This window comes from Pseudomonas putida (assembly GCF_005080685.1).
Lineage (GTDB): Bacteria > Pseudomonadota > Gammaproteobacteria > Pseudomonadales > Pseudomonadaceae > Aquipseudomonas > Aquipseudomonas putida_V.
This window is the reverse complement of sequence record NZ_CP039371.1, coordinates 1,624,615-1,651,098: the sequence shown is the minus strand read 5'-3', so window position 1 is coordinate 1,651,098 and position 26,484 is coordinate 1,624,615. Positions and strand designations below refer to the sequence as shown.

The window sequence follows — 26,484 nt, the reverse complement described above, 5'->3', positions numbered from 1 at the left end:
TCGATTACCTGGTTCTGGCACGGTCGCTGCAAATATCAACTCACGTCTGCAAACACATTCAGTCAGGAGTTGATATGGACCTCATCCAGGAAAAATTCGTCTCGGTGTTCTCCGCCTATCAGGTAGCCACCCAGCCCCGCCCCGATGGTGGTGTGCTGCTGACCCTGCGCGCCGCCGATGGCAAGGTGACCCGCCGCGTACTGACTTATGGGCAACTGCACAGTGCCGAGCAACTGTCCTGGGCGATCAGCGCGATTCGCCGTGACCTGGCTGAGCAGGCCAGTGAGCTGCCAGTGATCTCGATGCTGCAGAGCCAGCAGCGGTTTGCGCTGCCTACTTACCGTTGAGGTTGTCTGCACCGGCGCTTTCGCGGGACAAGCCCGCTCCTACAGGATTTGCGCAGATCCTGTAGGAGCGGGCTTGCGCCGCGAAAGGGCCGGCACAGGCGTTAGAGCTCGTCGATCCCCAGAAATTCCCTTGCGCTCGTATCCCCGGTAAACACCGCCTGCGCCCCCTGCTCATCGGCAAACACCCGCAACGCCAGGCAAAACGGATTATCCCCCAGCTCCACCCAGCGCCGCGTCCCAGCCGGGACCACCAGCCGATCGCCCTTCTCGCAGAGCACCGCGAACACCTGCTCGCCCAAGCGCAGCCCGACCTGGGCCCGCCCGCCGACCACCGCGAACACTTCCTCGGCGCCATGCTCATGCTCGTTGCGCAGATCTACCTGCGCCGGGTCCGCTGCGTCACGGTTGACCAGCTGGAACGCGCGGCTACCGTGCGCCGTCATCAACTGATCCAGGTATTCACGGCAGGCGGCCAGGGCATCTTCGGCACTGCCGCCCGGCCGCACGCGCAGCTCCAGCGGGCCATGGGCAAAGCCGACGCCATGCTCGGCCAGGGTCGCGGCGATGTCGTCGTGATGGGTCAGCACCTTGTGCGGCGAGGCTGGGCTTGCAGGGTGGAAAACGCAGAGGATGCTCATCAGGGGCTTGTCCTGGTCGATGGCGAACGGAAGGCAATGATAACGGCTGCAGCCAAGGCTGCGGCGCTGGCCATACCAAAGGTGAAGGCCGGGCCCAGCAGGTTCCAGCTGTAGCCCGAATACAGCGCGCCCAATGCGCCGCCGGTACCCGACAACGCCGCGTACAACGCCTGGCCCTGGCCTTGCTGGCGGGCGCCGAAACTTGCCTGGACGAAGGCGATGGAGGCGGCGTGGAAGCAGCCAAAGGTGGCGGCGTGCAGGACCTGGGCGAACACCAGTACAGCCGGCTCGTCCGCCAGGTTGCCGAGCAGCAGCCAGCGCAGCGCGGCCAGCAAGAAGCTCAGCAACAGCACCCGCTGTACCGAAAAGCGCGCGAACACGCGGCTCATCAGCATGAACATGAGCACTTCGGCCACCACGCCCAGCGCCCACAACAAGCCGATTTCGCCCCGGCTGTAGCCCAGGTGCTCGAGGTGCAGGGTGAGGAAGGTGTAGTACGGGCCGTGGCTGAGCTGCATCAGCGCCACGCAGGCGTAGAAGGCGAGCACCCCGGGCGCCAGCAGCTGGCGCAGGAAGCCACCGGCCGGGGTGCGCTCACCCTGCTCCGGGGGCTGGGCGTTGGGCACCCACAGGCTGGCGGCGACGATACCGGCCATGATCACCAGAATGGCCACCGGGTAGATGTCCAGGCTCAGCCATTCGAACAGACGGCCCAGGCCGACCACGGTGAGGATGAAACCGATCGAGCCCCACAGGCGTACCTGGCTGTAGCGCGAGGTCTGGCCGTGCAGGTGGGCCAGGGTGATGACTTCAAACTGTGGCAGCACGGCATGCCAGAAGAACGCGTGCAAGGCCATCACCAGCGCCAGCCAGGCGTAGCTCTTGCCAAGGAAGATCAGCGAGAACGAGGCCAGGGTCGACAGCGCGCCCAGGCGCACGATCAACAGCCGCTGGCCACTGCGATCGCCCAGCCAGCCCCACAGGTTGGGGGCGATGCAGCGCATCAGCATGGGGATGGCCACCAGCTCGCCGATGCGCGCCGGAGAGAAGCCCAGGTGGTCGAAGTACAGGGCCAGGAACGGCGCGGTGGAACCGAGCAGGGCGAAGTAGAAGAGGTAGAAGCTGGACAGGCGCCAGTAGGGGATCGGGGGCATGGGAATTGGGCCGGTAGGGATGTTGGCCTCTTCGCGGGTAAACCCGCTCCTACAGGGGCAGTGGAGATCCTGTAGGAGCGGGTTTACCCGCGAATAGGCCGGCATAAGCAAACATGGGCATCAGACGAATCAGAGCTGCCCCAGCACCGGGGTCGACACCTTCACATCGGCATTCTGCGCACGGTGGCGCAGCAGGTGGTCCATCAGCGCGATGGCCATCATCGCCTCGGCGATCGGCGTGGCACGGATGCCCACGCAAGGGTCGTGACGGCCCTTGGTGATGACATCCACCGGGTTGCCGTCGACATCGATCGAACGACCCGGGGTGGTGATGCTGGAGGTCGGCTTGAGCGCCAGGTGGGCGACGATCGGCTGGCCCGATGAGATACCGCCGAGGATGCCGCCGGCGTTGTTGCTGAGGAAACCTTCCGGGGTCAGCTCGTCACGGTGCTCGGTGCCGCGCTGGGCGACGCTGGCGAAGCCGGCGCCGATTTCCACGCCCTTGACCGCGTTGATGCTCATCAGCGCATGGGCGAGCTCGGCGTCGAGGCGGTCGAAGATCGGCTCGCCGAGGCCCGGCATCACGCCTTCGGCAACCACGGTGATCTTCGCCCCTACCGAATCCTGGTCACGACGCAGTTGGTCCATGTAGGCCTCGAGCTCCGGTACCTTGTCCGGGTCGGGGCTGAAGAAAGCGTTCTGCTCGACCGAATCCCAGGTCTTGAAGGGGATTTCGATCGGGCCGAGCTGGCTCATGTAGCCGCGCACGCGGATGCCCTGGGTGGCCAGGTACTTCTTGGCGATGGCGCCAGCGGCCACGCGCATGGCGGTTTCGCGGGCCGAGCTGCGACCGCCGCCGCGGTAGTCGCGGATGCCGTACTTGTGGTGGTAGGTGTAGTCGGCATGGGCCGGGCGGAACAGGTCCTTGATCGCGGAGTAGTCCTTGGACTTCTGGTCGGTGTTGCGGATCAGCAGGCCGATCGAGCAGCCCGTGGTTCGGCCTTCGAATACCCCGGAGAGGATCTCGACCTCGTCGGGCTCCTGGCGCTGGGTGGTGTGGCGGCTGGTACCCGGCTTGCGGCGGTCGAGGTCATGCTGCAGGTCGGCCAGGGACAGCTCGAGGCCCGGCGGGCACCCATCGACAATGGCGACCAACGCCGGGCCATGGCTTTCGCCAGCGGTGGTGACAGTGAACAGCTTGCCGTAGGTATTGCCGGACATGGACGCTCCGCGAGTCTGAACGAAAGCGGCAGTATACGCTGCAAGGCGGGGGATTTGCAGCGCTGCGGATATCGAGCGCCGCCCGCGCGGCGCATCGCGACGCAAGGCCGCTCCCACATTTGTTGCAACGTACCACTGTCTGTCAGGCCATGGTTGTCCGCCTTTGGGGGCACCACAAATATCGCGCCGGCCCACCAGGCTGACAACCATGGCCTACCAGACATAATTGGCCCGAAACAAATGTGGGAGCGGCCTTGCGTCGCGATGCGCCGCGCGGGCGGCGCTCGATTTGTGCGGCACTGCAAATCCCAAGCGAACGGGCGGCGCTCGATATCCGCCACCCCCTTACATCTCCAGTCAATCCTAAGAACCTTCCCCCAATCCCCCTGTCAAACGCTCATCTCCCCATGTAGTCCCCGATGATGTCGCGCCTCGTCGCCTTCTTCCTCCTGCTTTGCACCGGCCTGGCCCAGGCCGCCTCCCCCACCGTGCTGCACCGCCCCATCGACCTGGATACCGGCCAGGGCGTGCTGCATGGCAGCCTGCTGTTGCCGCAACAGGCGACGCCGCCACCGGTGGTGCTGATCATCGCCGGGTCCGGCCCCACCGACCGCGATGGCAACAACCCAGGCGCCGGGCGGGTCGACAATCTCAAACGCCTGGCCCTGTTGCTGGCCGACGCGCACATCGCCAGCGTGCGCTACGACAAACGCGGCGTGGCGGCCAGCCAGCCGGCCACACCCGATGAGCGCGACCTGAGCGTGGAGCGCTATGTCGCCGACGTGGTGGCCTGGAGCCGCAAGCTCAAGGCCGACCCACGCTTTGGCCCGCTGATCCTGATCGGCCACAGCGAAGGCGCGTTGATCGCCAGCCTTGCGGCCGAACAAGCCGGTGCCAGCGCGGTGATCACCCTGGCTGGCAGCGGCCGGCCGATGGCCGAGGTGGTGCGCAAGCAACTGGCCGGACGCCTGCCACCGGCGCAACTGGCCAAGGGCAGCGCCCTGCTCGACCGCCTGCAAGCCGGACAGACCAGCCTGGATGTGCCGGCACCGCTGCGCCAGGTGTTCCGCCCCAGCGTGCAGCCCTACCTGATCTCGTTGTTCCGGCAGAACCCGGCGCAGGCCTTCGCCCGCCTGCCCATGCCAGCGCTGATCGTGCAGGGGCGCAACGACGTGCAGGTGGACGTGGCCGATGCCGAACGCTTGAAGGCCGCCAAGCCCGATGCGCAGTTGGTATTGATCGATGGCATGAACCACATGCTGCGTATCAGCCCCAAGGACATGAGCCAGCAGCGCGACAGCTACCTCAATCCGGAGCTGCCGCTGGCGCGGGAATTGGGTGAGCGGGTGGTCGGGTTCATTCACGGCCTACCGGCAACTTGAGCTCAAACTTCAGTCAAGGCTGCCGATAAGGCAGGTATCGGCGGTGATTGGGGCCGCTTGCGGCCCATTCGCGGGGCAAGCCCGCTCCCACAGGCGCAATGCACTACCTGTCCTGTGGGAGTGGGCTTGCCCCGCGAATGGGCTGCACCGCAGCCCCTGTCGGCGCCCGCCCGTATCTGAGGAAACGCCCTGATGACCGAAGCCCCCGCCGTCGTAGAGCCGGCCGAAGAGCCGCAAACCCCGGACAGCGCCCCGCTGCCCTGGGACGACCTGACCGCCGAACACTTCCAGCTACTGCGCCTGGCCCCCTGCCCACCGACCGCAACAGCGGCGCCCGCCCGCTGCGCTTCGTGCAGTTCGGCTATGCCGAGCGCAACGACAAATCCCATAGCTTGCTGCGTATGGAAGTCCGCTTGCCAGGGCAGAAAACCCGCAAGGAGCAGAACCAGCTGGACGTGCGCGTCGATCATCAGGAGCACCTGGTCCGTATCGGCAGCGACAACGGCCTGCAGCTGGAGCCGCTCAACCGCGGCCTGGGCCGCTTCATGCTGGCGCAAGCCGTGCAATGGCTGCAGCGCCGCTGGCCGCATTACCAGGTCGAAGGCATGGCACTGCCGAGCAAGGACGCGCTGAACGAAGACTCGCGCCTGCGCCGCGATCAGTTCCTGCGGGCGACCGGCATCGAGGTGGAGTACGCCGACCCGCAGCACCTCAAGGGGCGCACGGTCGAGGCCACGGTAGGCCAGCTCAAGGGCGGCTGGAACAGCGAGAAGGTGCAGCGGGTGGACATGCTCGATGCGGCGAACATGCTGCAGCAAGCGGACCAGCAACTGATGGAAAAAGAGGGGCAACTGCGCGAGCGGGACGAACGGGTGGCCAAGTATCAGCGGGAGGATACCGGCCTGCGGTTTACCATCACCTGCCTGATCGCGTTCGTCTTGTTCCAGGTCGGATTGTTCGTCTGGGTGGCGTTGCGGTAGGCCTGCTAGGGCCTCATCGCCGGCGAGCCGGCTCCTACAACGGCGCCATTTGCAACGATGGCGATCCCCGGTAGGAGCCGGCTTGCCGGCGATAGGGCCCTGACAGCCGCAATCAGACCCGTGCCTTGAACAACTCCTGGTGCTGGCGGCACTGCTCGGCGGTCAGCATGAACACCCCATGCCCGCCGCGCTCGAACTCCAGCCAGGCAAAGTCCACCTCGGGGTACAGCGCCTCGACGTGCACCTGGCTGTTGCCCACCTCGACGATCATCAAGCCCTTCTCGGTCAAGTGGTCGGCCGCCTCGGCGAGCATCCGCCGCACCAGGTCCAGGCCATCGTTGCCACAGGCCAGGCCCAGTTCGGGCTCGTGGTGGTACTCGGCCGGCATGTCACCGAAGTCCTCGGCATCGACATACGGCGGATTCGACAGGATCAGGTCGAAACGCTGCCCGGGCAGGCCGGCAAAACCATCGCCCTGGACGGTGTACACGCGCTCTTCCAGGCCATGGCGCTCGATGTTCTGGTTGGCCACTTCGAGGGCCTCGAACGACAGGTCGGCCAGCACCACCTCGGCCTCGGGGAACACATCCGCAGCGACGATGCCGATGCAGCCCGAGCCCGTGCACAGGTCGAGAATCCGCGCCGGCTCGTTCGCCAGCCACGGCTCGAAGCGCTTCTCGATCAGCTCGCCGATGGGCGAGCGCGGCACCAGCACGCGCTCGTCGACCACGAACGACATGCCGCAGAACCACGCCTCACCGAGCAAGTAGGCGGTGGGCACGCGTTCTTCGATACGGCGCTTGAGCAGGTGCTGCAAGCGTACCCGCTCGTCGTCCTCGAGCGCGCAGTCCAGGTAGCTGTCGGCCACCTCCCACGGCAGGTGCACCGCGCCCAGCACCAGCAGGCGGGCTTCGTCCCAGGCATTGTCGGCGCCATGGCCGAAGAACAGCTCGTGCTCATGGAAGCGGCTGACCGCCCAGCGGATATGGTCGCGCAGCGTGCGCAGACGGGATGTGATCACGGGGTACTCCTAACTTAATTCAGACCGTCTGATTCAGACCGTACAAAAGTCTAACAGCCCAACCACCACAAATGTTCCTCGGCATTCCTCGCCGGGTAGCCACAGGCCAGTAATGACGGCGGTTTCGATGTCAACCATTCCCATTGGCGCCAAGGCAGGGGACAATAGCGCTACAAAAGCCCTTCCAAGGAGCCCTTGATGTCCGTTCCAACCACGATGTTCCGCCTCACTGGCCGCGACTATCCGCCGGCCAAGCTGAGCCAAGCCAGCCTGATCATCATCGATGCGCAGAAAGAGTACCTGAGCGGTCCTCTGCAACTGTCGGGCATGGACGAGGCCGTGGCCAACATCGCCCGGTTGCTCGAAGCCGCCCGCAAGGCGGGCCGCCCGATCATCCATGTCCGCCACCTCGGCACGGTAGGCGGGCGCTTCGATCCGCAGGGCCCGGCAGGCCAGTTCATTCCCGGCCTGGAGCCGCGCGATGGCGAGCATGTCATCGAAAAGCGCATGCCCAACGCCTTCAAGAACACCCAACTGCACGAAACCCTGCAGGCGCTCGGCCACCTGGACCTGATCGTCTGTGGCTTCATGAGCCACTCCAGTGTCAGCACCACCGTGCGCCGCGCCAAGGACTATGGTTATCGCTGTACCCTGGTGGAAGACGCCTCGGCAACCCGCGACCTGGCACTCAAGGACACGGTGATCCCTGCCGCACAGATCCACCAGTGTGAAATGGCCGTGATGGCCGACAACTTCGCCTGCGTCGCCCCTACCGCCAGCCTGATCTGAGCACACAGGCCAGGGCGGAACCCAAGGGCCGGCGGCAGGTCATATTCCTGATGTCCAGAGAGGAAATCGGAATGAAGATCAAAGGCAGTTTCGACGCCAAGCGCCTGCGCCCGCGCGAACCGCGCAACTGGGGCGCCCGCCTGGCCGCCGGCCTGTCCGCCCTGCTGGCAACACTGGGCGTACTGCTGGCCATGGCCGGCGTGTCCGGCCTGCTGGGCAACTACGAAGCCCTGGCCGACCTCAATGCCAACCGACCGATGGCCGCGATCGTGGCCGCGGTAGGCTTGCTGTTGCTGTACCTGGGCGTGCGCTTCTGGCGCCGGAGCCGCATCCGCCTGCGCCGTGGGCGCGAGCTGAACCTGTCGCCGCATTTGATGAAGAAGCATGATTGATTTTTGCTGCGTCAGTGCCGGCCTATTCGCGGGCAAGCCCGCTCCCACAGGTACGGCATAGGTTTCGAACTCGGCGGTGCCCCTGTAGGAGCGGGCTTGCCCGCGAATAGGCCGGTACTGACGCCACAAGGCCATTCGCGTAAACTACTCCGCCCTAGCGGAGGCATCATGCAAGACGACGACTTTTCCCTATTCCACGCCGAAGTGCGCGGCGTCAAGCCGATCAAGCACGACCGCGCCGATGTCGGCAAGGCCAAGGCCGACCGCAAGCAGCTCGCCGGCCTGCGCCAGGCAGCGACGGTGCGCAGCGACCAGACGCTGGTGATCGACGGCCTGTCCGACCAGTTCGTGATCGACGTGGGCGCCGAGGATGAGTTGATGTGGCGCCGTGACGGCGTGCAGGAAACCCAGTTGCGCAAGCTCAAGCTCGGGCAGATTCCGTTCGAGGGCAGCCTCGACCTGCACGGCATGAGCGTGGAAAAGGCCCGGGAGACCTTGTGGGCGTTCATTGCCGAGGCGACCAAGCTCGAAGTACGCTGCGTGCGCGTGACCCACGGCAAGGCCGCACGCCTGGACGGCAAGCGGCCGATGATCAAGAGCCACGTCAACACCTGGCTGCGCCAACACCCGCAAGTGCTAGGGTTTACCTCGTGCCAGGCCCGCCACGGCGGCACCGGCGCGGTCTATGTGATGCTCAAGCGAACCATGATGGAAGGCCGCGACGAGTAACGCCGCGCTTGCAGCGCCGCCGTTGCCGCCGTACCCTTCCTTATTTGCGATTTTTCCCACAGGTAGATCAATGTCCCTGGAACAGAACTACACCGAGATCCTTAGCCAGATTGGCGAGGACGTCTCCCGTGAGGGCCTGCTCGACACGCCCAAGCGGGCTGCAAAGGCAATGAAGTACCTTTGCCGCGGTTACGAGCAGACGCTGGAAGAAGTCACCAACGGCGCGCTGTTCACCTCCGATAACAGCGAGATGGTGCTGGTCCGGGACATCGAGCTCTACTCGATGTGCGAGCACCACATGCTGCCGTTCATCGGCAAGGCCCACGTGGCCTACCTGCCCAAGGGCAAGGTGCTGGGCCTGTCCAAGGTCGCGCGGATCGTCGACATGTTCGCCCGCCGCCTGCAGATCCAGGAAAACCTCAGCCGCCAGATCGCCGAGGCCGTGCAGCAGGTCACCGGCGCCGCTGGCGTGGCGGTGGTCATCGAAGCCAAGCACATGTGCATGATGATGCGCGGTGTCGAGAAGCAGAATTCGACCATGCTCACTTCGGTGATGCTCGGCGAATTCCGTGACAACGCTGCCACGCGCATGGAATTCCTCGGCCTGATCAAGTGATCGGCGCGTGATCCCAAGCCGGCCCCCTGGGGTCGGCTTTTTCATTTCAGGAGTATGTTGCCATGATCGTCAAAGCCCTGCGGGTTGGCCTCGGCCAACTCATCGTGTTCGGCGACTGGATCAGCCGCCCGGCCAAGCGCAAGCGTGATGCCGCGGCCCAGGCGCGTGTCGACCAGGCGGCCAAGGGCCTGGCGCTGTACCAGTTCCATGCCTGCCCGTTCTGCGTGAAGACCCGCCGAACCCTGCACCGGCTGAACGTGCCGGTCGGGCTGCGGGATGCCAAGAACGACCCGGTGCACCGCCAGGCCCTGCTGGAAGGTGGTGGGCGGGTGAAGGTGCCTTGCTTGCGGATCGAAGAGGAAGGCCAGGTGACCTGGATGTATGAGTCCAAGGACATCATTGCGTATCTGGACAAGCGGTTTGCGGCGGCCTGATAGCAAGCTGGCGCCTGGGCTGGCCCTTTCGCGGGTAAACCCGCTCCTACAAGATCTAGCGTCGTCCCTGTAGGAGCGGGTTTACCCGCGAAGGGGCCAGCAATGCCTCAATCCACCATCGGCACATGCCGAGGATGGCTGGCCACCCTGGCCAACCAAGCCTGCACCGCCGGGTAATCCGCCAGATCGAACCCACCCTGATGCGCCACATGGGTGTAGGCATACAACGCCACATCGGCAATCGAATACTGGTCCCCCACCAGGTACGGCGTCATCTGCAGCTGCCGCTCCATCACCTTCAGCGCCTTGTACCCGCCCTTGTGCAGCTTGCGGTACTCCTCGACGCGCTCATCCGGCAACCCCAGGTAGAACTGGATGAACCGCGCCACGGCAATGTACGGCTCGTGGCTGTACTGCTCGAAGAACTGCCACTGCAACACCTGCGTACGCAGGCGCGGTTCGTTGGGCAGGAACTCGCTGCCATCGGCCAGGTAGTTGAGAATGGCGTTGGACTCCCACAGGTACGAGCCATCCTCGAGCTGCAGCACCGGCACCTTGCCATTGGGGTTCATGGCCAGGAATTCCGGCGTTTCGGTCTCGCCCTTGAGTATGTCCACCGGCTGCCACTGGTAGGGCTGGCCCAGCAAAGCGAGCATCAGCTTGACCTTGTAGCAGTTGCCCGACTGGTAATCCCCATAAACCTTGTACATCGCCCCTCCCCTCGCGCAGTTGCATGGTATTCGCCCAATAGTGGCAACTGTACGGCCAAAAGCAATACCTGCTGTATGGCAAAAATCCCGCGCCGCCGCGTTAGGCTGAAAAAACTGCTTACACCTCTACAAGGATTTTCTTCATGACCGATGCCACCTCCGCTCGCCTGCGGCCCCTGGCAGACAGCTCCCCGTCGGCGGTGGTTGCCGGCTTCATCGCCATGCTCACCGGTTACACCAGCTCACTGGTGCTGATGTTCCAGGCCGGCCAGGCTGCAGGCCTGACCAGCGCGCAGATCTCATCGTGGATCTGGGCGCTGTCGATCGGCATGGCGGTGTGCAGCATCGGCCTGTCGCTGCGCTACCGCACCCCCGTGACCGTCGCCTGGTCGACCCCCGGCGCGGCGCTGCTGATCACCAGCCTGGGCGGCGTCAGCTATGGCGAGGCGATCGGTGCGTACATCACCTGTGCGGTGCTGGTGCTGATCTGCGGCGTGACCGGCAGTTTCGAGCGCCTGGTCAAGCGCATCCCGGCCTCGCTGGCCTCGGCGTTGCTGGCTGGCATCCTGTTCAAGATCGGCAGCGAGATCTTCGTCGCCGCCCAGCATCGCACGCTGCTGGTACTGGGCATGTTCTTCAGCTACCTGCTGGTCAAGCGCCTGTCGCCGCGCTACTGCGTGCTGGCAGCGCTGCTGGTGGGCACGGCGCTGTCGGGAGCCTTGGGCCTGCTCGATTTCAGCCATTTCCACCTGGAAGTGGCGAAACCTGTATGGACGACGCCGAGCTTCTCGCTGGCGGCGACCATCAGCATCGGCATTCCGCTGTTCGTGGTGGCGATGACCTCGCAGAACATGCCGGGGGTGGCGGTGCTGCGGGCCGATGGTTACCAGGTGCCGGCCTCGCCATTGATCTCCACCACCGGCCTTGCGTCGCTGCTGCTGGCGCCGTTCGGCGCGCATGGGGTCAACCTGGCGGCGATCAGCGCGGCGATCTGCACCGGCCCGCACGCCCATGAAGACCCGGCCAAACGTTATACGGCGGCGGTGTGGTGTGGGATTTTCTACGGCATTGCCGGCACGTTCGGCGCTACCTTGGCCGCTTTGTTCGCCGCGCTGCCGAAGGAATTGGTGCTGTCGATCGCGGCATTGGCGTTGTTCGGCTCGATCATGAACGGGTTGAGCGTGGCCATGAGCGAGGCACGGGAACGGGAGGCGGCGTTGATCACCTTCATGGTGACGGCTTCGGGGTTGACCTTGTTTTCGATTGGGTCGGCGTTCTGGGGGATTGTTGCGGGGGTTTTGACGTTGATGATTTTGAATCCGCGGCGGGGGTGAGGGGGCAGCGGCTTTGCGCTGCAAACCTCAAGACGTACATCGGCTACCTGGTAAAACTGCCAGTTTCGTCCTGCAGCGCGATTGATCAGACTTGGTCTGCAGATCCCTCGCCAGCGCCGGGGGCTTTGGGTGGTACGTATCAAGGCGCTTATTGATCCAAGGGTGAAAACGATGGCTCAAGGTAAAGTGAAGTGGTTCAACGCTGAGAAAGGCTTTGGATTCATTTCGCCAGACGATGGAAGTGCCGATGTGTTCGTGCATTTTTCAGCGATCATGGGAACAGGTTACAAGGCGTTGGTGGAGAACCAAGCGGTCGAATACGAAGTAACCCAAGGCCCGAAAGGTCCTCAGGCGGAAAATGTGAGGCCTGTATGAGGTCTATCTGAATACCGCAAGCGCTCGAGCATCATCAGGTCCACAGTTGGGCTAGCATGCTTGTCGGTGATATTAGGCACCGACGAGCATCAACAAGGTAGATTGTCGATGTTTCCCTTGTCAGCCCTTCTCGAGGACGCCCCATGACCCAGACCAACCGCCGCTTCCTGCTCAGCAAACGCCCCGTCGGTGCCGTGCGCCGCGACGACTTCACCTTCGAAAACGTCCCCGTCGCCGAGCCTGCCGAAGGCCAGGTCCAGGTTCGCAACCTGTACCTGTCGCTGGACCCGGCCATGCGCGGCTGGATGAACGAAGGCAAGTCCTACATCCCGCCGGTAGGCCTGGGCGAGGTAATGCGCGCACTGGGCGTAGGCGAAGTCGTCGCCTCCAAGCACCCGGACTTCAAGCCAGGCGACCACGTGAACGGCCCGCTGGGCGTGCAGGACTACTTCACCGGCGCCCCCCAGGGCCTGTACAAGATCGATCCCAAGCTCGCCCCCCTGCCCCGCTACCTATCGGCCCTGGGCATGACCGGCATGACCGCGTACTTCGCGCTGCTGGAAGTCGGCCAGCCCAAGGCCGGTGAAACTGTGGTGATTTCCGGTGCAGCCGGTGCCGTGGGCAGCATTGTCGGGCAGATCGCCAAGATCAAGGGCTGCCATGTGGTGGGCATTGCTGGCGGCGCCGAGAAGTGCCAGTACCTCAAGGAGGAGCTGGGCTTCGATGGGGTGATCGATTACAAGGCCGAGGATGTGCTGGCCGGGTTGAAGCGTGAATGCCCCAAGGGGGTGGACGTGTATTTCGACAACGTGGGCGGCGAGATCCTGGATGCGGTGCTGACGCGGATTAACTTCAAGGCGCGGATCGTGATTTGCGGGGCGATCAGTCAGTACAACAACAAGGAAGCGGTGAAAGGGCCGGCTAACTATCTGGCGTTGCTGGTGAATCGGGCAAGGATGGAAGGGTTTGTGGTGATGGACCATGCCAAGGAGTATGGGAAGGCGGCGCAGGAGATGGCTGGGTGGTTGGCGAGTGGGCAGGTGAAGAGCCGGGAGGATGTGGTGGAGGGGCTTGAAACGTTCCCGGAGACGTTGTTGAAGCTGTTTAGTGGGGAGAATTTTGGCAAGTTGGTGCTGAAGGTCTAACCGTGTGGGAGCGGCCTTGCGCCGCGAAGGGCTGCGCAGCAGCCCCAGATCTAAAGCCCCGAAAACCTCGCCCCTGCAGGATCATCATGCGGAAAACACGCCGCCGAATCCTGTAGGAGCGGGTTCACCCGCGAACACGGGCGTACAGCCCGTGCCAGACAGCGCAAATTGCCTAGCGCACTAATCCACCAGCTCAAGTTCCAATCTCTGAAATATTGCCAAAGTAGTATCCTCACCGACAAGTGACCTGCGGCTACTTACTTTCCTCCCAATAATCAGTAAGATGCACGCCCTAGCCCCTGCTAACGGCTCATTGACATCAACTGAATTCGCTCCCCGCTCTCAATGCGGAAGCCGAGCCGCCGTACGAGATTCCACCGCAACGAAGCGCCTAGTGCGCCGCCCCTCTGAAGGAAATCACAACAATGAAGCCAATCAGACTTTTCTGGTGCCGTGGCAGCGGCCGCGATAATGCTGCCCAACAAAACTTCGGTGATTACCTGTCCGCAGACGTTGTCGAATTCGTCTCGGGCCGGAAGGTCCAGCACGCCTCCATCCGCCGTGCCGACATGATTGCCATCGGCAGCGTTCTGAACCGCGAGAAGAAGGCAAAAAGCTGGGGCTTACCGCGCAAGCTGCATATCTGGGGCACTGGTTCCGGCGACCCAAAAGACGAGTTCTCTAGCCGTCACTACTTCCATGCCGTCCGCGGCCAGAAGTGCCTGGATCAGATCAAGGGCGCGAAAGCCAAGCCTGTACTGGGCGACCCAGGACTGCTGGCTTCTTCACTGGTGAACAAACCGCAAACCAAGCGCATACGTGTTGGCGTCATTCCCCATATTCGTCATCGGGACAGCACAGTTGTGAGTGAACTACTCAGTCAGATTCCAGGCGCGAAGGTGATCGACGTGTTCTCCCCGGTCAAGGAAGTCTTGAGCGAAATTGCCTCCTGCGACTTCGTGCTGTCGACCAGCTTGCACGGGTTGATCGTTGCGGATTCGTACGGTGTACCAAACCAATGGGTGACCACGGGCCGCTGCGCTGGCTGGGAGTACAAGTTCCAGGATTACTACAGTAGCTTTGGGCTTCAGGATCCGGCCCCTCTGACCACCGAGGAACTGCTCCTCAATCCGTCGAAGTCGATCGAGGAAGCACTGCAGCAATATGAGCGGCCAGGTCTCGATGACATGAAACAGGCTTTGGTCAAAGCCTTCCCGGCCCTCTAAGACCTACGCAGGTTCTAAAGAAGTAAGCCGGTGATATGGATCATCACCGCGGTCAAAGCGCCTTTTATCTCTCCTAGCTAAACAGGCATCACGCCTCAGAAACCCAAGCGAAAAATCGTACGCCAGAAGTTTTTCAGCGGAGAGCGTATATGTTTTTGCCAGTTACGCTCCCACCATGCATCTTCATTGCACACCACTTGCTCAAGATCACTACTCGTGACGGAACCGGCGTATTGCCGAAACATCATGGGGAAGACGCAATGCTGCTTGATCCTATGCTTGAACATGACGTCCACCGGGGTGCCGTCATAAGGTGTCTCAGCCAGAATCTTGCAGCCCTCACGGGAAAGCACGTAAGCATGCAGTGCGACTACTCTTCCGCGCGCGATGAACGGGAACCACGTCAACCAGGTCCGGCCCATCGAATACCCCAAGTGCAGCGCTTCGAACTTGCGCGTGCGCAAGAACCGATTGATCCAACGAACGCGTAGCGCCTTTATCTCATAGGGCATCACGTCATCTTCAAAAATCAAGATACTGCTCAAGCCATTGTCTAATGCGAACTGGGCGAGCTGCTGATGAGACTCGTAGCATCCACGCTTTGGATCACTGTTCTTATCCACAATGTGAAAGAACACATCATTCTCAATCAGTGCGGCAACATTGTCGGTAAATAACTTGCGGCGGTCTTCTCTGCTAGCAAGTGAAATGCAGTGAACCGAATCAACCTCAAATCTTACTTTAGACAAAATCTTCTCTCTTACTACCATCCAACAATAGCAACTGCAGAAATAGGCTTAATCGTAAGCTACTCGACTAGCGGCGCTTGCCTGTGACATTCACTGCTAACTCCTAAATCAGGCCCGCCTTCATCCCCAAGGGAGCCCAAAATGAGGTGCATTTTGCCATCACTGCACCGCTCCGTCACCGGCATCGAGCCCGTCCATGTGTAACGTCGCGTGACATCGAACTCCGAAGCGGGAAAGACGCGATGGTGCACAGCAAGCGCGTCGTTTCTCGCCAAGCCGTGCTGAATAGACCTGGCAACCCAGCAGATACGTGCTGCAACCCAACCGGCCCACCTTTGACCGCTTGTGAAAAATATGTGAAAAGCCGTACCATCCGCCTTGCTTAAATGGCCATTTGACACTACAGGGACGATACGTGGTGGTAGGTAGTACACAGTTCTGGCATGACGAATACCCGCACACCCTGCAGCACCGCGACACCACGCTGCATTTCCAATCTCCGATCGAGCCACACACTCGTGAGGCTTTCGAGTATCTGATCGAGCAGAAGCCAACGGCCAAACGTGTCAGCGCTCCCCTGGATTGCGCTGTGAGCAAGCTGTTCACCAAACGCGAGAAGCTTGATTCGCTGAGAAAGAAATGGCGGGTGCAACGTGGCAACCCAAAGCGTAACGGGATGTATGACTGGTCGCTTGAAGAGCTTATCAATACCCGCGAGGCTGCCCTGCGCGGAGCACCGGTCCCCAAGCTCAAAGGCTTCGGCTACCGGCGCTCGAAACTCGGCCTGATCCAGGATGTGTTCCTCATCACCGAGTTACTGGCCAATCACGTGGACGGGCTGACGAAGGTGCGAGAAAACCCTCAGACCGTGCATCACGTCATCGAATCCACCTTCGAATTGCTGTATGCCTTGCACGGCCAGGGCATCACCCATATGGATCTGTGGGCCGCCAATGTGATGCTTCCCGAGAAAGGCAGGGCTCAAGCCATCGATCTTGAAAACAGCTTTTCTGAGCCGACCCACTATCTGAATGAAACACTGGGGTTCCAGTGCGGCTTTTTCTATCGTCGGGAGATCTATCGGTACATTACTGAAGCTGATTACGATGCTGCTGTGGAATGCGCACTTGCCAAGTACTTTCCTGAGGTGGAGCGTAGCCATTTCGATTGGGTCTATGAGATAGCCAAGCATGAGGATATTGGCCGTTTGGAGCGACGCGAGATTTTTACGCGCGGGGGCCTGAACACTCACGGATAACGCTAAAAACCGCAGGCCTACCCGTAAGACTTTTCCGAACCTGAAACCACTTGCTTCAAAACGAAGCTGCTTCGGAACTATCCTACGCGCACCGCTGAAGTTTCACTGTTGTCGGGCCAGTACCCCAGGAATAACGTTCCTAGGTCGCCATTTAGAGGTGACCGGGTGTGAGAACCTGACGACGAATAAGTGGACGCTGTGATGGTGGCCGTACACGGGCAGACTTCGGTCTGGCCGAGTTTCCTTATTCGCTCGGTTTCTCACCCCGTGTGCGGCTGCCACCTAAATCCGTGAGAAAGGTCTGGGTGTCGGAAACTTCAGCGAATAAGGACCCACACCATGACAAAGAAAATCGTCCCCGACCCACCAACCGATCACCCCTCCTCCACTTACACACTTCCCCACCGCGTTCCCCGCGAAGATGCCATATTCTGCGCAACCAGGCTCATGGAAAGCTTCACCAAAGCCAGTGACAAGTACTTGAACGCGCAATCCGAGGAACAGGCAAACTTCGCCCTCGACGAAATGGCAATGTCTACCGACCTGCTGGCCGCGGTCTTCGATCACCTAACGGCTCTGGAGCGTGCGCGATGAAAACCACGCTCGGTGCTCACACGACCGCAGGCCAGACGACATTCTCAGGGCTATATGCCATCCGCCCAGGCATTCCCCTCGACCATGCCTTCTCCGAACTCTCTGCCCTGCTCGGTTGCATCGAGCACCTCGCCGAAGAGGCCGAAATGGAAAGCAACCGGATCGCCGGCAGTGCAGCGCGCATCCTCAGCGCCATGGCCAAGGCACTGATCAACGATATGGAGATCGGCTTCAACTGCGCTGAATGATCCGCTTCGAGCCGTTGCCAATCAGAGGGCTAAATTTTCGGATGTAGGAGCCGGCTTGCCGGCGATGAACACACCACGAAAAAGGGCCGGCATTCAAAATGCCGGCCCTCCTTCCGCTATAGGCAACAGGCCAATTAAGCGCGAATCTCTGCAACTACTGCCGCCAACGCTTGGGCCGGGTCAGCCGCCTGACTGATCGGACGACCAATCACCAGATAATCAGAACCCGCATCCAACGCCTGACGCGGAGTCAGAATCCGGCGCTGGTCGTCCTGGGCGCTGCCTGCTGGACGAATACCTGGCGTCACCAGTTGCAGCGAAGGATGCGCAGTCTTCAGTGCAGGCGCTTCGAGGGCCGAGCAGACCAAGCCATCCATACCCGCCTTTTCAGCCAATGCAGCCAGACGCAGTACCTGCTCCTGCGGATCGACATCCAGGCCGATACCGGCCAAGTCTTCACGCTCCATGCTGGTCAGCACGGTCACACCAATCAGCAACGGTTGCGGCCCAGTACGCTTGGCCAGGACTTCGCGGCAAGCCGACATCATGCGCAGGCCACCGGAGCAGTGCACGTTGACCATCCATACACCCATCTCGGCTGCAGCCTTTACCGCCATGGCCGTGGTGTTGGGAATGTCGTGAAACTTGAGGTCGAGGAACACTTCGAAACCCTTCTCGCACAGGGTTTCGACGATACCCGAGGCGCTGCTGGTGAACAGTTCCTTGCCGACTTTTACCCGGCACAGGGCTGGGTCGAGCTGGTCAGCCAGTTTCAGGGCAGCGTCACGGGTTGGGAAATCGAGGGCGACGATCAGGGGCGTCTGGCAGGCGGGCATGGGCGGGTCTCTTGGCAAGTCTTGAACGGCGCGCATTGTAAACGATGTGGGGCGGGGATTGGGGGCCGTGGGTCATCGGAATTGGTGTGGTGAGGTGCCACTTCTATAATTGAACCAATGGGCCGGGTGATTGCTCAAAAATTGTACAATCGAGGCCCGATAGGCCATAGGAGAAAGACAATGCCCTGGTATGCATGGCTGATACTGCTCATAGCCCTTGGTTCCATCGTGGGCGGGCTGATGATGTTGCGGGATACGGCGAAGAAGTTGCCGTTGACTGAGGAGCAGTTGCGTAAGGTGCATGAGCGGAATGCTGCGGCGGATGCCAAGGATGCGCAGGATCGGTAGATGCAGCGCTATGGCGTTGGGGCAGGTAATACCCTGCCCCGGCCAGTTGGCTTACTCGACTACCAGTTTGCCTCGATTGCGCTCAAGTAAAGCGTTACCTATACCCTTGATTTCAAGCAACTCATCCACCGAAGCGAATGGGCCGTTGGCATCCCGGTAAGCCACGATGGCCTCTGCCTTGGCTTTGCCGATTCCGGTTAGCTCCTGTTGTAGCGTTAGGGCGTCGGCGGTGTTCAGGTTCAATAGGCTGGATGGGGTTTGGGCTTGGGTTACGACTGGCATCGGTTCGTTCGGCAAGCTCGCGGTCGTTGTGGCTGCACTGAGGTTGAACGACAGGCCGGCGAACAGAGGAAGCAGAAGGTGTTTGAGGATGGATTTACACATAACGGTCACTCCTGTGAGGTGGGGTTGAATGCAGCAGCTCCTTGGCTGCCTTTTCAAGCTAGCGGGTCACAGGCGATTCGACCAGTATCGTTGGCTGAGCAATAGTTACTGGATTAGACGTCTCAGATTATTGCGAAACCGTTGGGTAATTTTTCCTACAATGAACCGTACGCTCCTCCGTCAACCAGATAGATTTGTTCCTGTTCACTGGATTGCTGATGAAACACTGGTGATGCAGTCGATTCACCCGTAGACATTTGAAAATCCATCGACGGCCTCACCACTCTGGTCGAGCTGGATATCAAAGTCGCCATGTTCGACCCCGCACTCTTCGGTTTCCCCAACAAGGGCAGGCTCTATCGCGCGCTCTGCCGGATTGTTGGTTGCCAATACCCAACCTTTACATAACGCTCCAGCTGACTCCAATTGATCGCCACAGCCTTCCGAGCATGTGGTGTCTCATGCGGCTGCATTTTCTCTAACCAACTTTTCGACTGCCCAAGATCAGCGCAACCGCTTCATAAACCCCGCTTGCCCGTACCCTGCAGATAATTGGAGCCGAATGCCCACATGTCTCACAGGCATTCACCACCATGATGCGCCCAGATGCTAAAGTGCAAGAAGGTCTACTTGTATCCCAAGCCCATCGACTTCCGCAAATCTATCAACGGCCTAGCTGTTCTGGTTGAGTTGGCCATCAAAGTGGAACTCTTCAACCCCGTGCTATTCGTGTTTCTCAACCGCACTCGTAACCAGGTGAGGATTCTCCACTGGGAGCGCAACGCTTTCTGTCTCCGGTTCAAGCGTCTGGAGGCAGAGCGCTTTCATGATCGCGTCCCAGGTGCGGGCCAGGCACTGGTACCGACCCACGGCTGTGCAGCTGATCCCCGATAGCGAGGCAGCGGCACCGGCACCGGCACGTGAGTGCATTCTGTAGTCGGTGAAAACCTTCGCCTACCAGTACGTTGTAGCCGTGGTCGCTGTCCTTGATGGTCGAGGTGCCTTCGGACCACGCCAGCATCTCCGGGAAGGCGAGCGCGTTCGAGCCGCCAGCATCGGCATGCAGGAATTCTAACCGTTGAGTTTCTCCATGCAAAAACTGCTTGCGATAGGTTTTTTGTTGTCTCGTGGATGACTACCAGATGCTGCTTGTGGATTGGCGCTCAGGTCGCAAAAGGGGTGGACACACCGAGTGGTGTGATTCACAATTTGTCGTTTTTATTTCAAGGCAGCATGATGACAAATCGAATAAAAGGATTAGACGGCCTGCGGGGCATTGCCGTCATATGCGTAATAATATCTCACTCGGTACTATGGCCTTATATAGGCATAGAAAGCGCAAAAATAAAATCATTAATGAACGGGCACATTGGGGTTAGCATTTTCTTTGTACTCTCAGGTTTCTTGATTACCACACTCCTAATCCAAGAAAAAGAATCCACCGGCCGAGTAGACATAGTCGCCTTCATAAAACGCAGGGCAATGAGGATTTTCCCCCTGTACTATCTATATTCCTCCTGATGTACATGGATTACATAGGCAAAGCAAGTATACCAAACTGCTCGTATATTTTTTCACTCACATACACAGTTAACTTCATCAGCAAAGCCTGCGATCACTCAACAATTTCTCACTTCTGGTCTCTGTCAGTAGAAGAGCACTTTTACTTATTTTGGCCATTTATATTCATGCTGGGAAAGCGATTTTCAGCAATTATCGCAAAAGTTATGATCATAGCATGCATTAACATGGGAACAGTGTTCTACCAGAACATTGATTCATGGTATCCAAACCGCTGGACTTTCCCGGCAATGCTGCCGATTCTTTGCGGATGTGTTACCGCAATTGCTTCTAGAATGTCAGGCCTGTCTTCATTCTTCTCTGACAGTTCAAAGTCATCCATTGCATTAATATGCATTGTCACTGGATTTTTTCTCCGGCATTTACCACCTACGAGCTTCCATGGATAATATCCATGTGCAGCATTCTGATTTACATTAAATACAACCAGGGATCGACGCTAGTTAAGATTCTAGGATTTAAGCCATTAGTAATTATCGGCATAATTAGCTACGGCCTCTATGTGTGGCAAGGGGTATTCACTGGAAACGGCCCATATCGGACAGGGGCGGCCTTCCCCCCACCGTTGTATACCGGGCTTTGGCTAACGTTTATCGTTGCTCCTCTGAGCTATGTGCTATTTGAAAAGCCGCTACTAAAAATGAAAGAACGATATTCCTGGCGCCACAATGAAAACCCCAACCAAAACATAGCAGTACAACATGAAAACAACTAGAAAAGCCTAGTTATAATTAACAGAAAACATTCGAAGCACTTATACAAAATAAACCAAAGATCAATGGGCCGATGAAGAAAATATCTATAGCAGTAGCCTCAATTGCAGGTCTCGCATTAGCCGTCTACGTTGGTTATCAATACATACCCAAGTGGCCAGAATACAAACCCAATGCGGAGCAGGCGGCAGCGGGTGAACAATTCCGAGAAGAATACATTCGCGTAAAGCTTGACGCTTCGTCACGCTCGCAGAACTACACAGCCACCGGTGACTACCTGAACTACAGCAAAACGGTTCACTTCAAAACCGCTGGACGCATCAAGCTGGACGCCAACGGAATGCCGATGGTTCTTTTCGGTAGTGAGTACCAGTACAACCCCATCACCATTTCTCACTATGCACTGTCCGAGTACGGATCTACCCTTCCGGGCAAGCCTGGAAAAACATTCTGGAATGGCGTCAACAAGCTTTTAAGCATGCAGAGCTTCGAGGGCGCGTTCCGCTACAACTTCCCGTTCCACCATTACGCATTGGGCAAGACTTATCCGCCAGGCTGGGTGAGCGGAATGGCCCAAGGCACGGCGCTCAGCGTGCTTGCCAGGGCTTACCATGTCGACCAGCGCCCAGACCTACTGGAGGCAGGGAATAAGGCGCTGCACTTCTTGACGGTGCCTATCGACCATGGCGGCCCCTTCACTTCCATGAAGGATCTGGACAAGTCCCTGGACGGCTATATCTTCTTCGAGGAATACGTAGGCGATAAGAACATTTACACCCTAAACGGGTACATGTTCACCCTACTTGGTCTTTACGACTGGTGGCAGATAACAGGCTCAAAAGAGGCTGAAGATTTATTTAAGCGGGGTATCAGGACGCTGGATGAAATCCTTCCTTATTACGACTTCGGCGGATTTTCTTCCTACGACCTAACTCATATCACATTCAACAGAAAAATACCGCATGGTCCATTGCGCTACCACGCGACCCATATTTCCTTGTTGAACTGCCTGTACTTTGTAACAGGTGATAAAATTCTGAAGGAGTTCGCTGTTCACTGGCAGGACAGCGTCACGAAGAAATGAATAAAGGGCTGCATCTGCAGCCCTTTATTATTCTCAAACAAGTTAAACCAAACCATCAAAGCCAGTTGAATCCCTACACTCAAAAATCTTGGCGGCGTTGCTGGTACACCCAGTCTACAATTTCATCCTGAGGTGTATAGCCGCTTACCAACTCTCGCAACGTCTTGCGCACAAGACCAAAGTCTTCGCTCCCCACGGCCTGCATCAAGGCCAATAACTTTTCCTTCAAGGTTTCCCAAGCGAGGTAATCTTCATTAGCAGTCATGATCATCGGATGCGAAGTCGGCGAAACATTGTCACCGATCAAAAGTTCCTCATAGAGCTTTTCACCAGGACGCAATCCCGTAAACTCAATTTCAATATCGCCATGAGGGTTTTCTTCCGAGCGGATACTCAGCCCTGACAGATGAATCATCTTCTCCGCCAGCGTTGCGATTCTGACCGGCTCCCCCATATCCAAAACAAATACATCACCGCCCTGCCCCATCGATCCGGCCTGAATCACGAGCTGCGCAGCTTCAGGGATGGTCATGAAATAGCGCGTAATTTTGGGATGCGTAACAGTCAACGGGCCGCCAGCCTTGATCTGCTTGTAGAAGAGAGGAATCACCGAGCCCGAAGAGCCAAGAACATTCCCAAACCTCACCATGGTGAACCGAGTCTTGTTAACGCGCGCCACATTTGCGGAATCACTAAACAGAACGGGGGCTAGTTCTTTGCTTAAGGCCTGGAGCACCATTTCCGCCAACCGCTTGGTGCTCCCCATTACATTAGTCGGGCGCACTGCTTTGTCAGTTGAGATCAGTACAAAGTTCGAGACGTTGGCCTGCAGCGCAGCCTGCGCAGTATTAAGTGTACCGATTACGTTATTGAGCACACCCTCGGCGATATTATGCTCGACCATAGGTACATGCTTATACGCAGCCGCGTGGTAGACCGTATCGACATGCCACATCGACATCGTGTCATACAGGTGCTTCTCATTACGTATGGAGCCGAGGAACGGAACCAGGCGAACAGGTAACGAATGGCGCAGGATACGCTGTTCCAGCTCGCTGTGAATGCTATAGAGGTTGAACTCACTATGCTCGAACAGCAGCAAGGTTTTAGGCTTGAGCAAAAGGATCTGACGGCATAGCTCCGAGCCGATTGAACCGCCAGCGCCGGTCACCATGACTACCTGGTCGGTAATGCAATGGGCCATGAGATCTAGTTGTGCAGGGACTGCATCCCGACCCAGAAGATCTGCGATATCGACCTCCTGAATATCGTCAACCTTAACCCGCCCACTCGCCAAGTCCATGATGCCGGGAACACTTCGGACGTGAAGCGGAAACCTTTCGAGGCCCCCCAGGATTTCCCTGCGTCGCGCTCGAGTTGCAGACGGGACAGCAAGCAACACCTCCTCAGCCCCCGTCACGTCGATCATTTTCTGAATGTCCTGCCCCCTGAAGACCTGAAGGCCGGAAATGACCCGATCAGCCACACCTTCATCGTCATCGATGAAGGCCACAGGCCGCATCACTCGCCCCATTCGCAGGGCGGCAACGAGCTGATTACCAGCAGCGCCCGCACCATAGATCGCTACCTTCGGCAACCCATTGTCACGGCTGGTGAACGGAACATGCTGCTTGGTCGCAAACCAGTCTCCCAGAAAGTACTGACGCATGATAAGGCGCAATCCGCCGATCATGATCAGGCTGAGCCACCAGTAGTTGAAGATAATGGAGCGCGGCACGATGTATTTATGGTTGGCATACCAGTAGACGATCAAGGCCAGAATCAGCGCAGACAGACTGACAGCCTTGATAATGGTGATCAGCGCATCGTTGCCGAAGTAGCGCATGACCGCGCGGTACATGCCGAAGCGGATAAAGATCGGGACGGCGATCACAGGCGCCGCAACAAACAGCCACGGATGACTGACCAACGGATTGGGCATTTCATCAATACCCAGGCGCACCGCAAAAGCCAGCCACAGGGCAACGACCACCAGCAGCACATCCACGGCGACCTGCAGAGCTCGCTTGTACCGGCGTGGCAGTGCAAGCATGCGCGTTCTCAAACTATTCATTTTTCCAGTGGGCCCTCGCACTCTTTGAGACCATGGCCATCCAGGCCATTGGTGATGAGAAGCACCGCAGAGTGCGACTCACCATGACTTTATTATTTTCCGTATCCGGCACTTGGGCCATTACCTGGATCAAGAATGCTCCAGTTCACCCGCCCTAAAGTTGACCGCGAGCCCAACCAACGGGGCGTAGCCGATGAGCACACCGACCGGACCGGCCAGCCACCCCAACGCCACGGCGATCGCAATCGGCAATAGCCAGACCACGTTGAGAATCAGCACTGCGACTGTTACCGGCAGGTGCCGTCCGAACCGGCGAGAGGCGAACTGATAAGCATGACTACGATGAGCCTCGTACAGCTTTTCGCCGCGAGTAAGCCGGCGAATAAGTGTGTAGGTGGCATCGACGATGAACACACCCATGAGTACTAACCAAGACCAGAAAATCGCTGGCGACATCCAGGCGCCTTGAATCGAGAGCGCTCCGAGGGTGATCCCCAGGAAGCCACTTCCAGCGTCCCCCATGAAAATTTTCGCGGGAGGAAAATTCCAGTAAAGAAACCCTCCGACGGCAAGCGCCAGCAACAAGGGGAGAATGATCAGATCCTCGAAGCCACACATCCAATAGATGAGCGAAATACCCAGAGTCGTGGTAATCGCTTCGACGCTCGCAAGCCCGTCGATGCCATCCATGAAATTGTAGAGGTTAAGCAGCCATACCAGATAAAAAACGGCAAAGACAACGAGCAGCAGAGTCGCTTCCAGCTTGAATCCAAACAATTCAAGGACAGGAAAGCCGCTGAGCCAGTACAAAAGCCACAAGGCCCCACCGAAGTGCCCCAGCAGCCGCCAGCGGGCGGCAATATGGCCATGGTCATCCATGAAGCCAATAACCGCGATCAGCAGCCCGGCACCGCCAACTCCGACCAATTCCTGCCAACGGCCAAAGCCGCACAGCATGCAAACCAGCAAACCAGCGATGAACACTACAACGATTGCGACGCCGCCGCCACGCGGAGTTGGCATACTGTGTGAACTCCGCGCGTTGGGTATATCGATAATACTACGGGCGATCGCATACCTACGAAGCAATCCGGTCATGACAAGTGCGGCGAAAAAAGCCCAGATAAACAGAAGAATGCTACTCAAGGTGTTTTCGCTCCTAGCTCGTCATGATCCTGCACCCCAAAATGTTGTCCTGCCGCGCGCAGCGCATCTTCAGGCGCTGCTGGTGGAGTCCAGCCAAGCAACTGCCGGGCTTTACTCGAATCTATCACCAACGATTTACACAATTGGCTGTACATGCTTTTTCTTCCCAGCACAATCAAGCCCGCGCCCAACATCCAAACTGGAAACCCGAAAAGCCTCGGCGGTTTGCCCATTCCGCTGGCAAGGTACCGCACGATTTCGGGCGTGGAAACGTCGACGCCATCCGAGATAACGAATGTCTGATTCGCTGCCAGCGAGTGCTCAACACAAACGTGGATGAAATCCACCAGATTCTCTCGGGAAACCATGCTGCGCTGATTTCGCACCCTTGCGAATGGAAGGGGCAGCCCCTTACCAATTATCTTCAGTAACCGATGGAAATTGCCAGGCGCATCGCTGGCATAGACGAGGGGCGGTCGAATCACAACCAGCGCCATACTGGTTCCCTGGATCAGCTGCTCAAGCTCACGTTCAGCTGTCAGCTTACTCACGCCATAAAGCTGTGTCGGCGTGCAGGGGCTACTCTCGGACACGGCGATACCCTCGCCTGTTTCCGCTGCGTTCACGCCTATCGAGCTGAGGAAGATGAAACGGCTCACACCCTGCCGGATCGCTGCCTGGGCAAGCCTGATCGTGGCCTCAACGTTGGCACTGTGGAATGCAGCAGCAGGATCCGCCGAGGTGTCGTTCAAGACGTGCGCGCGCCCCGCAAGATGAATGACTGTATGAACCCCTTCACACAACTCGTCGAGTTCGGCATCGCGCTCTAAATCGCAACTTACGTAGTCTGACAACTCTGCGGGGCCCACTTGGTTTCGGCCTGCTCCGCGCACAAACAAGTGCTCACTAGCCAACTTCGAGCACAATGCTCTTCCAATGAAGCCGGACGCACCTGTGACCAAAATCATACGGACTC

At 59.0% G+C, this 26,484-nt stretch carries 31 protein-coding genes and 1 pseudogene; 19 read left to right on the top strand and 13 right to left on the bottom strand.

The window, feature by feature from the left end:
* The first annotated feature begins 74 nt into the window (after positions 1-74).
* Positions 75-347, top strand: coding sequence for a DUF3509 domain-containing protein (locus tag E6B08_RS07870; RefSeq protein WP_027596016.1), 273 nt, complete (start codon positions 75-77; stop codon positions 345-347).
* A 101-nt stretch (positions 348-448) separates the two neighbouring features.
* On the opposite strand, the gene E6B08_RS07865 is transcribed toward E6B08_RS07870, so the two are convergent.
* From E6B08_RS07865 to aroC, 3 genes are all read right to left on the bottom strand, one after another.
* The gene (locus E6B08_RS07865; protein ID WP_136913506.1) at positions 449-985 is read right to left on the bottom strand and encodes an oxidase; all 537 of its coding nucleotides are present in this window, start codon (positions 983-985) and stop codon (positions 449-451) included.
* Positions 985-2,139 carry an MFS transporter gene (locus E6B08_RS07860; protein WP_136913505.1) on the bottom strand — a complete coding sequence of 385 codons (1,155 nt, stop codon included), beginning with the start codon at positions 2,137-2,139 and terminating at the stop codon, positions 985-987. The genes E6B08_RS07865 and E6B08_RS07860 overlap by 1 nt, the downstream gene beginning before the upstream one ends.
* Positions 2,140-2,268: 129 nt before the next feature.
* Entirely contained in the window at positions 2,269-3,360 is a 1,092-nt protein-coding gene (gene aroC / locus E6B08_RS07855) for a chorismate synthase (protein ID WP_136913504.1), read from the bottom strand.
* Between the two features lie 419 nt (positions 3,361-3,779).
* Between aroC and E6B08_RS07850 the strand changes: the two genes are divergently transcribed.
* Together E6B08_RS07850 and E6B08_RS07845 are read left to right on the top strand one after the other, a co-directional pair.
* Positions 3,780-4,742, top strand: coding sequence for an alpha/beta hydrolase (locus E6B08_RS07850; protein WP_136913503.1), 963 nt, complete (start codon positions 3,780-3,782; stop codon positions 4,740-4,742).
* A gap of 192 nt (positions 4,743-4,934) precedes the next feature.
* Positions 4,935-5,722, top strand: a pseudogene (locus E6B08_RS07845) (hypothetical protein).
* Positions 5,723-5,834: 112 nt separating this feature from the next.
* On the opposite strand, the gene prmB reads toward E6B08_RS07845, so the two are convergent.
* Positions 5,835-6,743 (bottom strand): 50S ribosomal protein L3 N(5)-glutamine methyltransferase, encoded by a 909-nt coding sequence (gene prmB / locus E6B08_RS07840; RefSeq protein WP_136913502.1) that lies wholly within the window; start codon positions 6,741-6,743, stop codon positions 5,835-5,837.
* Between the two features lie 198 nt (positions 6,744-6,941).
* On the opposite strand from prmB, the gene E6B08_RS07835 reads away from it, so the two are divergent.
* From E6B08_RS07835 to E6B08_RS07815, 5 genes are all read left to right on the top strand, one after another.
* On the top strand, positions 6,942-7,532 hold the full coding sequence (locus E6B08_RS07835) for a cysteine hydrolase family protein (protein WP_136913501.1): 591 nt from the start codon (positions 6,942-6,944) through the stop codon (positions 7,530-7,532).
* Between the two features lie 71 nt (positions 7,533-7,603).
* Positions 7,604-7,924 carry a hypothetical protein gene (locus tag E6B08_RS07830; RefSeq protein WP_136913500.1) on the top strand — a complete coding sequence of 107 codons (321 nt, stop codon included), beginning with the start codon at positions 7,604-7,606 and terminating at the stop codon, positions 7,922-7,924.
* 168 nt (positions 7,925-8,092) lie between these two features.
* Positions 8,093-8,653, top strand: coding sequence for a Smr/MutS family protein (locus E6B08_RS07825; RefSeq protein WP_136913499.1), 561 nt, complete (start codon positions 8,093-8,095; stop codon positions 8,651-8,653).
* A gap of 70 nt (positions 8,654-8,723) precedes the next feature.
* Positions 8,724-9,269: a GTP cyclohydrolase I FolE gene (gene folE / locus E6B08_RS07820; RefSeq protein ID WP_136913498.1), complete on the top strand. Its 546-nt coding sequence runs from the start codon at positions 8,724-8,726 to the stop codon at positions 9,267-9,269.
* Positions 9,270-9,331: 62 nt separating this feature from the next.
* The gene (locus E6B08_RS07815) at positions 9,332-9,703 is read left to right on the top strand and encodes a glutaredoxin (RefSeq protein ID WP_136913497.1); all 372 of its coding nucleotides are present in this window, start codon (positions 9,332-9,334) and stop codon (positions 9,701-9,703) included.
* 107 nt (positions 9,704-9,810) lie between these two features.
* Here the strand turns inward: E6B08_RS07815 and E6B08_RS07810 are convergent, their stop codons facing one another.
* The gene (locus E6B08_RS07810) at positions 9,811-10,413 is read right to left on the bottom strand and encodes a glutathione S-transferase family protein (protein WP_136913496.1); all 603 of its coding nucleotides are present in this window, start codon (positions 10,411-10,413) and stop codon (positions 9,811-9,813) included.
* A 143-nt stretch (positions 10,414-10,556) separates the two neighbouring features.
* Here E6B08_RS07810 and E6B08_RS07805 point away from each other — a divergent pair, with 143 nt between their 5' ends.
* From E6B08_RS07805 to E6B08_RS07790, 4 genes are all read left to right on the top strand, one after another.
* A complete protein-coding gene (locus E6B08_RS07805) occupies positions 10,557-11,747 on the top strand; it encodes a benzoate/H(+) symporter BenE family transporter (RefSeq protein WP_136913495.1) in 1,191 nt (396 codons plus the stop codon).
* 171 nt (positions 11,748-11,918) lie between these two features.
* The gene (locus E6B08_RS07800; protein WP_136917349.1) at positions 11,919-12,122 is read left to right on the top strand and encodes a cold-shock protein; all 204 of its coding nucleotides are present in this window, start codon (positions 11,919-11,921) and stop codon (positions 12,120-12,122) included.
* Positions 12,123-12,265: 143 nt separating this feature from the next.
* Positions 12,266-13,267, top strand: a complete 1,002-nt coding sequence (locus E6B08_RS07795; protein ID WP_136913494.1) for an NADP-dependent oxidoreductase — start codon at positions 12,266-12,268, stop codon at positions 13,265-13,267.
* A 425-nt stretch (positions 13,268-13,692) separates the two neighbouring features.
* Complete coding sequence (locus E6B08_RS07790) at positions 13,693-14,493, top strand: polysaccharide pyruvyl transferase family protein (protein WP_136913493.1); 801 nt, start codon at positions 13,693-13,695, stop codon at positions 14,491-14,493.
* A 95-nt stretch (positions 14,494-14,588) separates the two neighbouring features.
* On the opposite strand, the gene E6B08_RS07785 is transcribed toward E6B08_RS07790, so the two are convergent.
* A complete protein-coding gene (locus E6B08_RS07785; RefSeq protein WP_136913492.1) occupies positions 14,589-15,242 on the bottom strand; it encodes a hypothetical protein in 654 nt (217 codons plus the stop codon).
* A gap of 415 nt (positions 15,243-15,657) precedes the next feature.
* On the opposite strand from E6B08_RS07785, the gene E6B08_RS07780 reads away from it, so the two are divergent.
* The 3 genes from E6B08_RS07780 to E6B08_RS07770 all read left to right on the top strand — a co-directional run bounded on the left by E6B08_RS07780 (position 15,658) and on the right by E6B08_RS07770 (position 17,342).
* Positions 15,658-16,500, top strand: coding sequence for a lipopolysaccharide kinase InaA family protein (locus E6B08_RS07780; RefSeq protein WP_238349292.1), 843 nt, complete (start codon positions 15,658-15,660; stop codon positions 16,498-16,500).
* A 339-nt stretch (positions 16,501-16,839) separates the two neighbouring features.
* On the top strand, positions 16,840-17,094 hold the full coding sequence (locus E6B08_RS07775) for a hypothetical protein (protein WP_136913491.1): 255 nt from the start codon (positions 16,840-16,842) through the stop codon (positions 17,092-17,094).
* On the top strand, positions 17,091-17,342 hold the full coding sequence (locus tag E6B08_RS07770) for a DUF3077 domain-containing protein (protein ID WP_136913490.1): 252 nt from the start codon (positions 17,091-17,093) through the stop codon (positions 17,340-17,342). The genes E6B08_RS07775 and E6B08_RS07770 overlap by 4 nt, the downstream gene beginning before the upstream one ends.
* 134 nt (positions 17,343-17,476) lie before the next feature.
* Here E6B08_RS07770 and pyrF read toward each other — a convergent pair whose 3' ends face one another.
* On the bottom strand, positions 17,477-18,178 hold the full coding sequence (gene pyrF / locus E6B08_RS07765; protein WP_136913489.1) for an orotidine-5'-phosphate decarboxylase: 702 nt from the start codon (positions 18,176-18,178) through the stop codon (positions 17,477-17,479).
* Between the two features lie 180 nt (positions 18,179-18,358).
* On the opposite strand from pyrF, the gene E6B08_RS07760 reads away from it, so the two are divergent.
* Positions 18,359-18,526, top strand: a complete 168-nt coding sequence (locus E6B08_RS07760) for a DUF2897 family protein (RefSeq protein ID WP_136913488.1) — start codon at positions 18,359-18,361, stop codon at positions 18,524-18,526.
* A 51-nt stretch (positions 18,527-18,577) separates the two neighbouring features.
* On the opposite strand, the gene E6B08_RS07755 is transcribed toward E6B08_RS07760, so the two are convergent.
* The 3 genes from E6B08_RS07755 to E6B08_RS30795 all read right to left on the bottom strand — a co-directional run bounded on the left by E6B08_RS07755 (position 18,578) and on the right by E6B08_RS30795 (position 19,300).
* Complete coding sequence (locus E6B08_RS07755; RefSeq protein WP_136913487.1) at positions 18,578-18,910, bottom strand: ComEA family DNA-binding protein; 333 nt, start codon at positions 18,908-18,910, stop codon at positions 18,578-18,580.
* Between the two features lie 127 nt (positions 18,911-19,037).
* Entirely contained in the window at positions 19,038-19,157 is a 120-nt protein-coding gene (locus E6B08_RS31450) for a DUF6429 family protein (protein WP_416194375.1), read from the bottom strand.
* Positions 19,154-19,300 (bottom strand): hypothetical protein, encoded by a 147-nt coding sequence (locus E6B08_RS30795; RefSeq protein ID WP_192938627.1) that lies wholly within the window; start codon positions 19,298-19,300, stop codon positions 19,154-19,156. The genes E6B08_RS31450 and E6B08_RS30795 overlap by 4 nt, the downstream gene beginning before the upstream one ends.
* 216 nt (positions 19,301-19,516) lie before the next feature.
* Between E6B08_RS30795 and tnpB the strand changes: the two genes are divergently transcribed.
* The 3 genes from tnpB to E6B08_RS07735 all read left to right on the top strand — a co-directional run bounded on the left by tnpB (position 19,517) and on the right by E6B08_RS07735 (position 22,288).
* On the top strand, positions 19,517-19,804 hold the full coding sequence (gene tnpB, locus E6B08_RS07745) for an IS66 family insertion sequence element accessory protein TnpB (RefSeq protein WP_238349291.1): 288 nt from the start codon (positions 19,517-19,519) through the stop codon (positions 19,802-19,804).
* Positions 19,805-20,041: 237 nt separating this feature from the next.
* Complete coding sequence (locus E6B08_RS31445; RefSeq protein WP_416194374.1) at positions 20,042-20,431, top strand: acyltransferase family protein; 390 nt, start codon at positions 20,042-20,044, stop codon at positions 20,429-20,431.
* Positions 20,432-21,277: 846 nt separating this feature from the next.
* Positions 21,278-22,288, top strand: a complete 1,011-nt coding sequence (locus E6B08_RS07735) for a D-glucuronyl C5-epimerase family protein (RefSeq protein ID WP_136913486.1) — start codon at positions 21,278-21,280, stop codon at positions 22,286-22,288.
* A gap of 79 nt (positions 22,289-22,367) precedes the next feature.
* On the opposite strand, the gene E6B08_RS07730 is transcribed toward E6B08_RS07735, so the two are convergent.
* From E6B08_RS07730 to E6B08_RS07720, 3 genes are all read right to left on the bottom strand, one after another.
* Positions 22,368-24,362, bottom strand: a complete 1,995-nt coding sequence (locus E6B08_RS07730; RefSeq protein ID WP_136913485.1) for a polysaccharide biosynthesis protein — start codon at positions 24,360-24,362, stop codon at positions 22,368-22,370.
* 129 nt (positions 24,363-24,491) lie between these two features.
* On the bottom strand, positions 24,492-25,460 hold the full coding sequence (locus E6B08_RS07725; protein WP_136917346.1) for an MraY family glycosyltransferase: 969 nt from the start codon (positions 25,458-25,460) through the stop codon (positions 24,492-24,494).
* A gap of 44 nt (positions 25,461-25,504) precedes the next feature.
* Positions 25,505-26,476, bottom strand: a complete 972-nt coding sequence (locus E6B08_RS07720; RefSeq protein WP_136913484.1) for an NAD-dependent epimerase/dehydratase family protein — start codon at positions 26,474-26,476, stop codon at positions 25,505-25,507.
* Between the last annotated feature and the right edge of the window lie 8 nt (positions 26,477-26,484).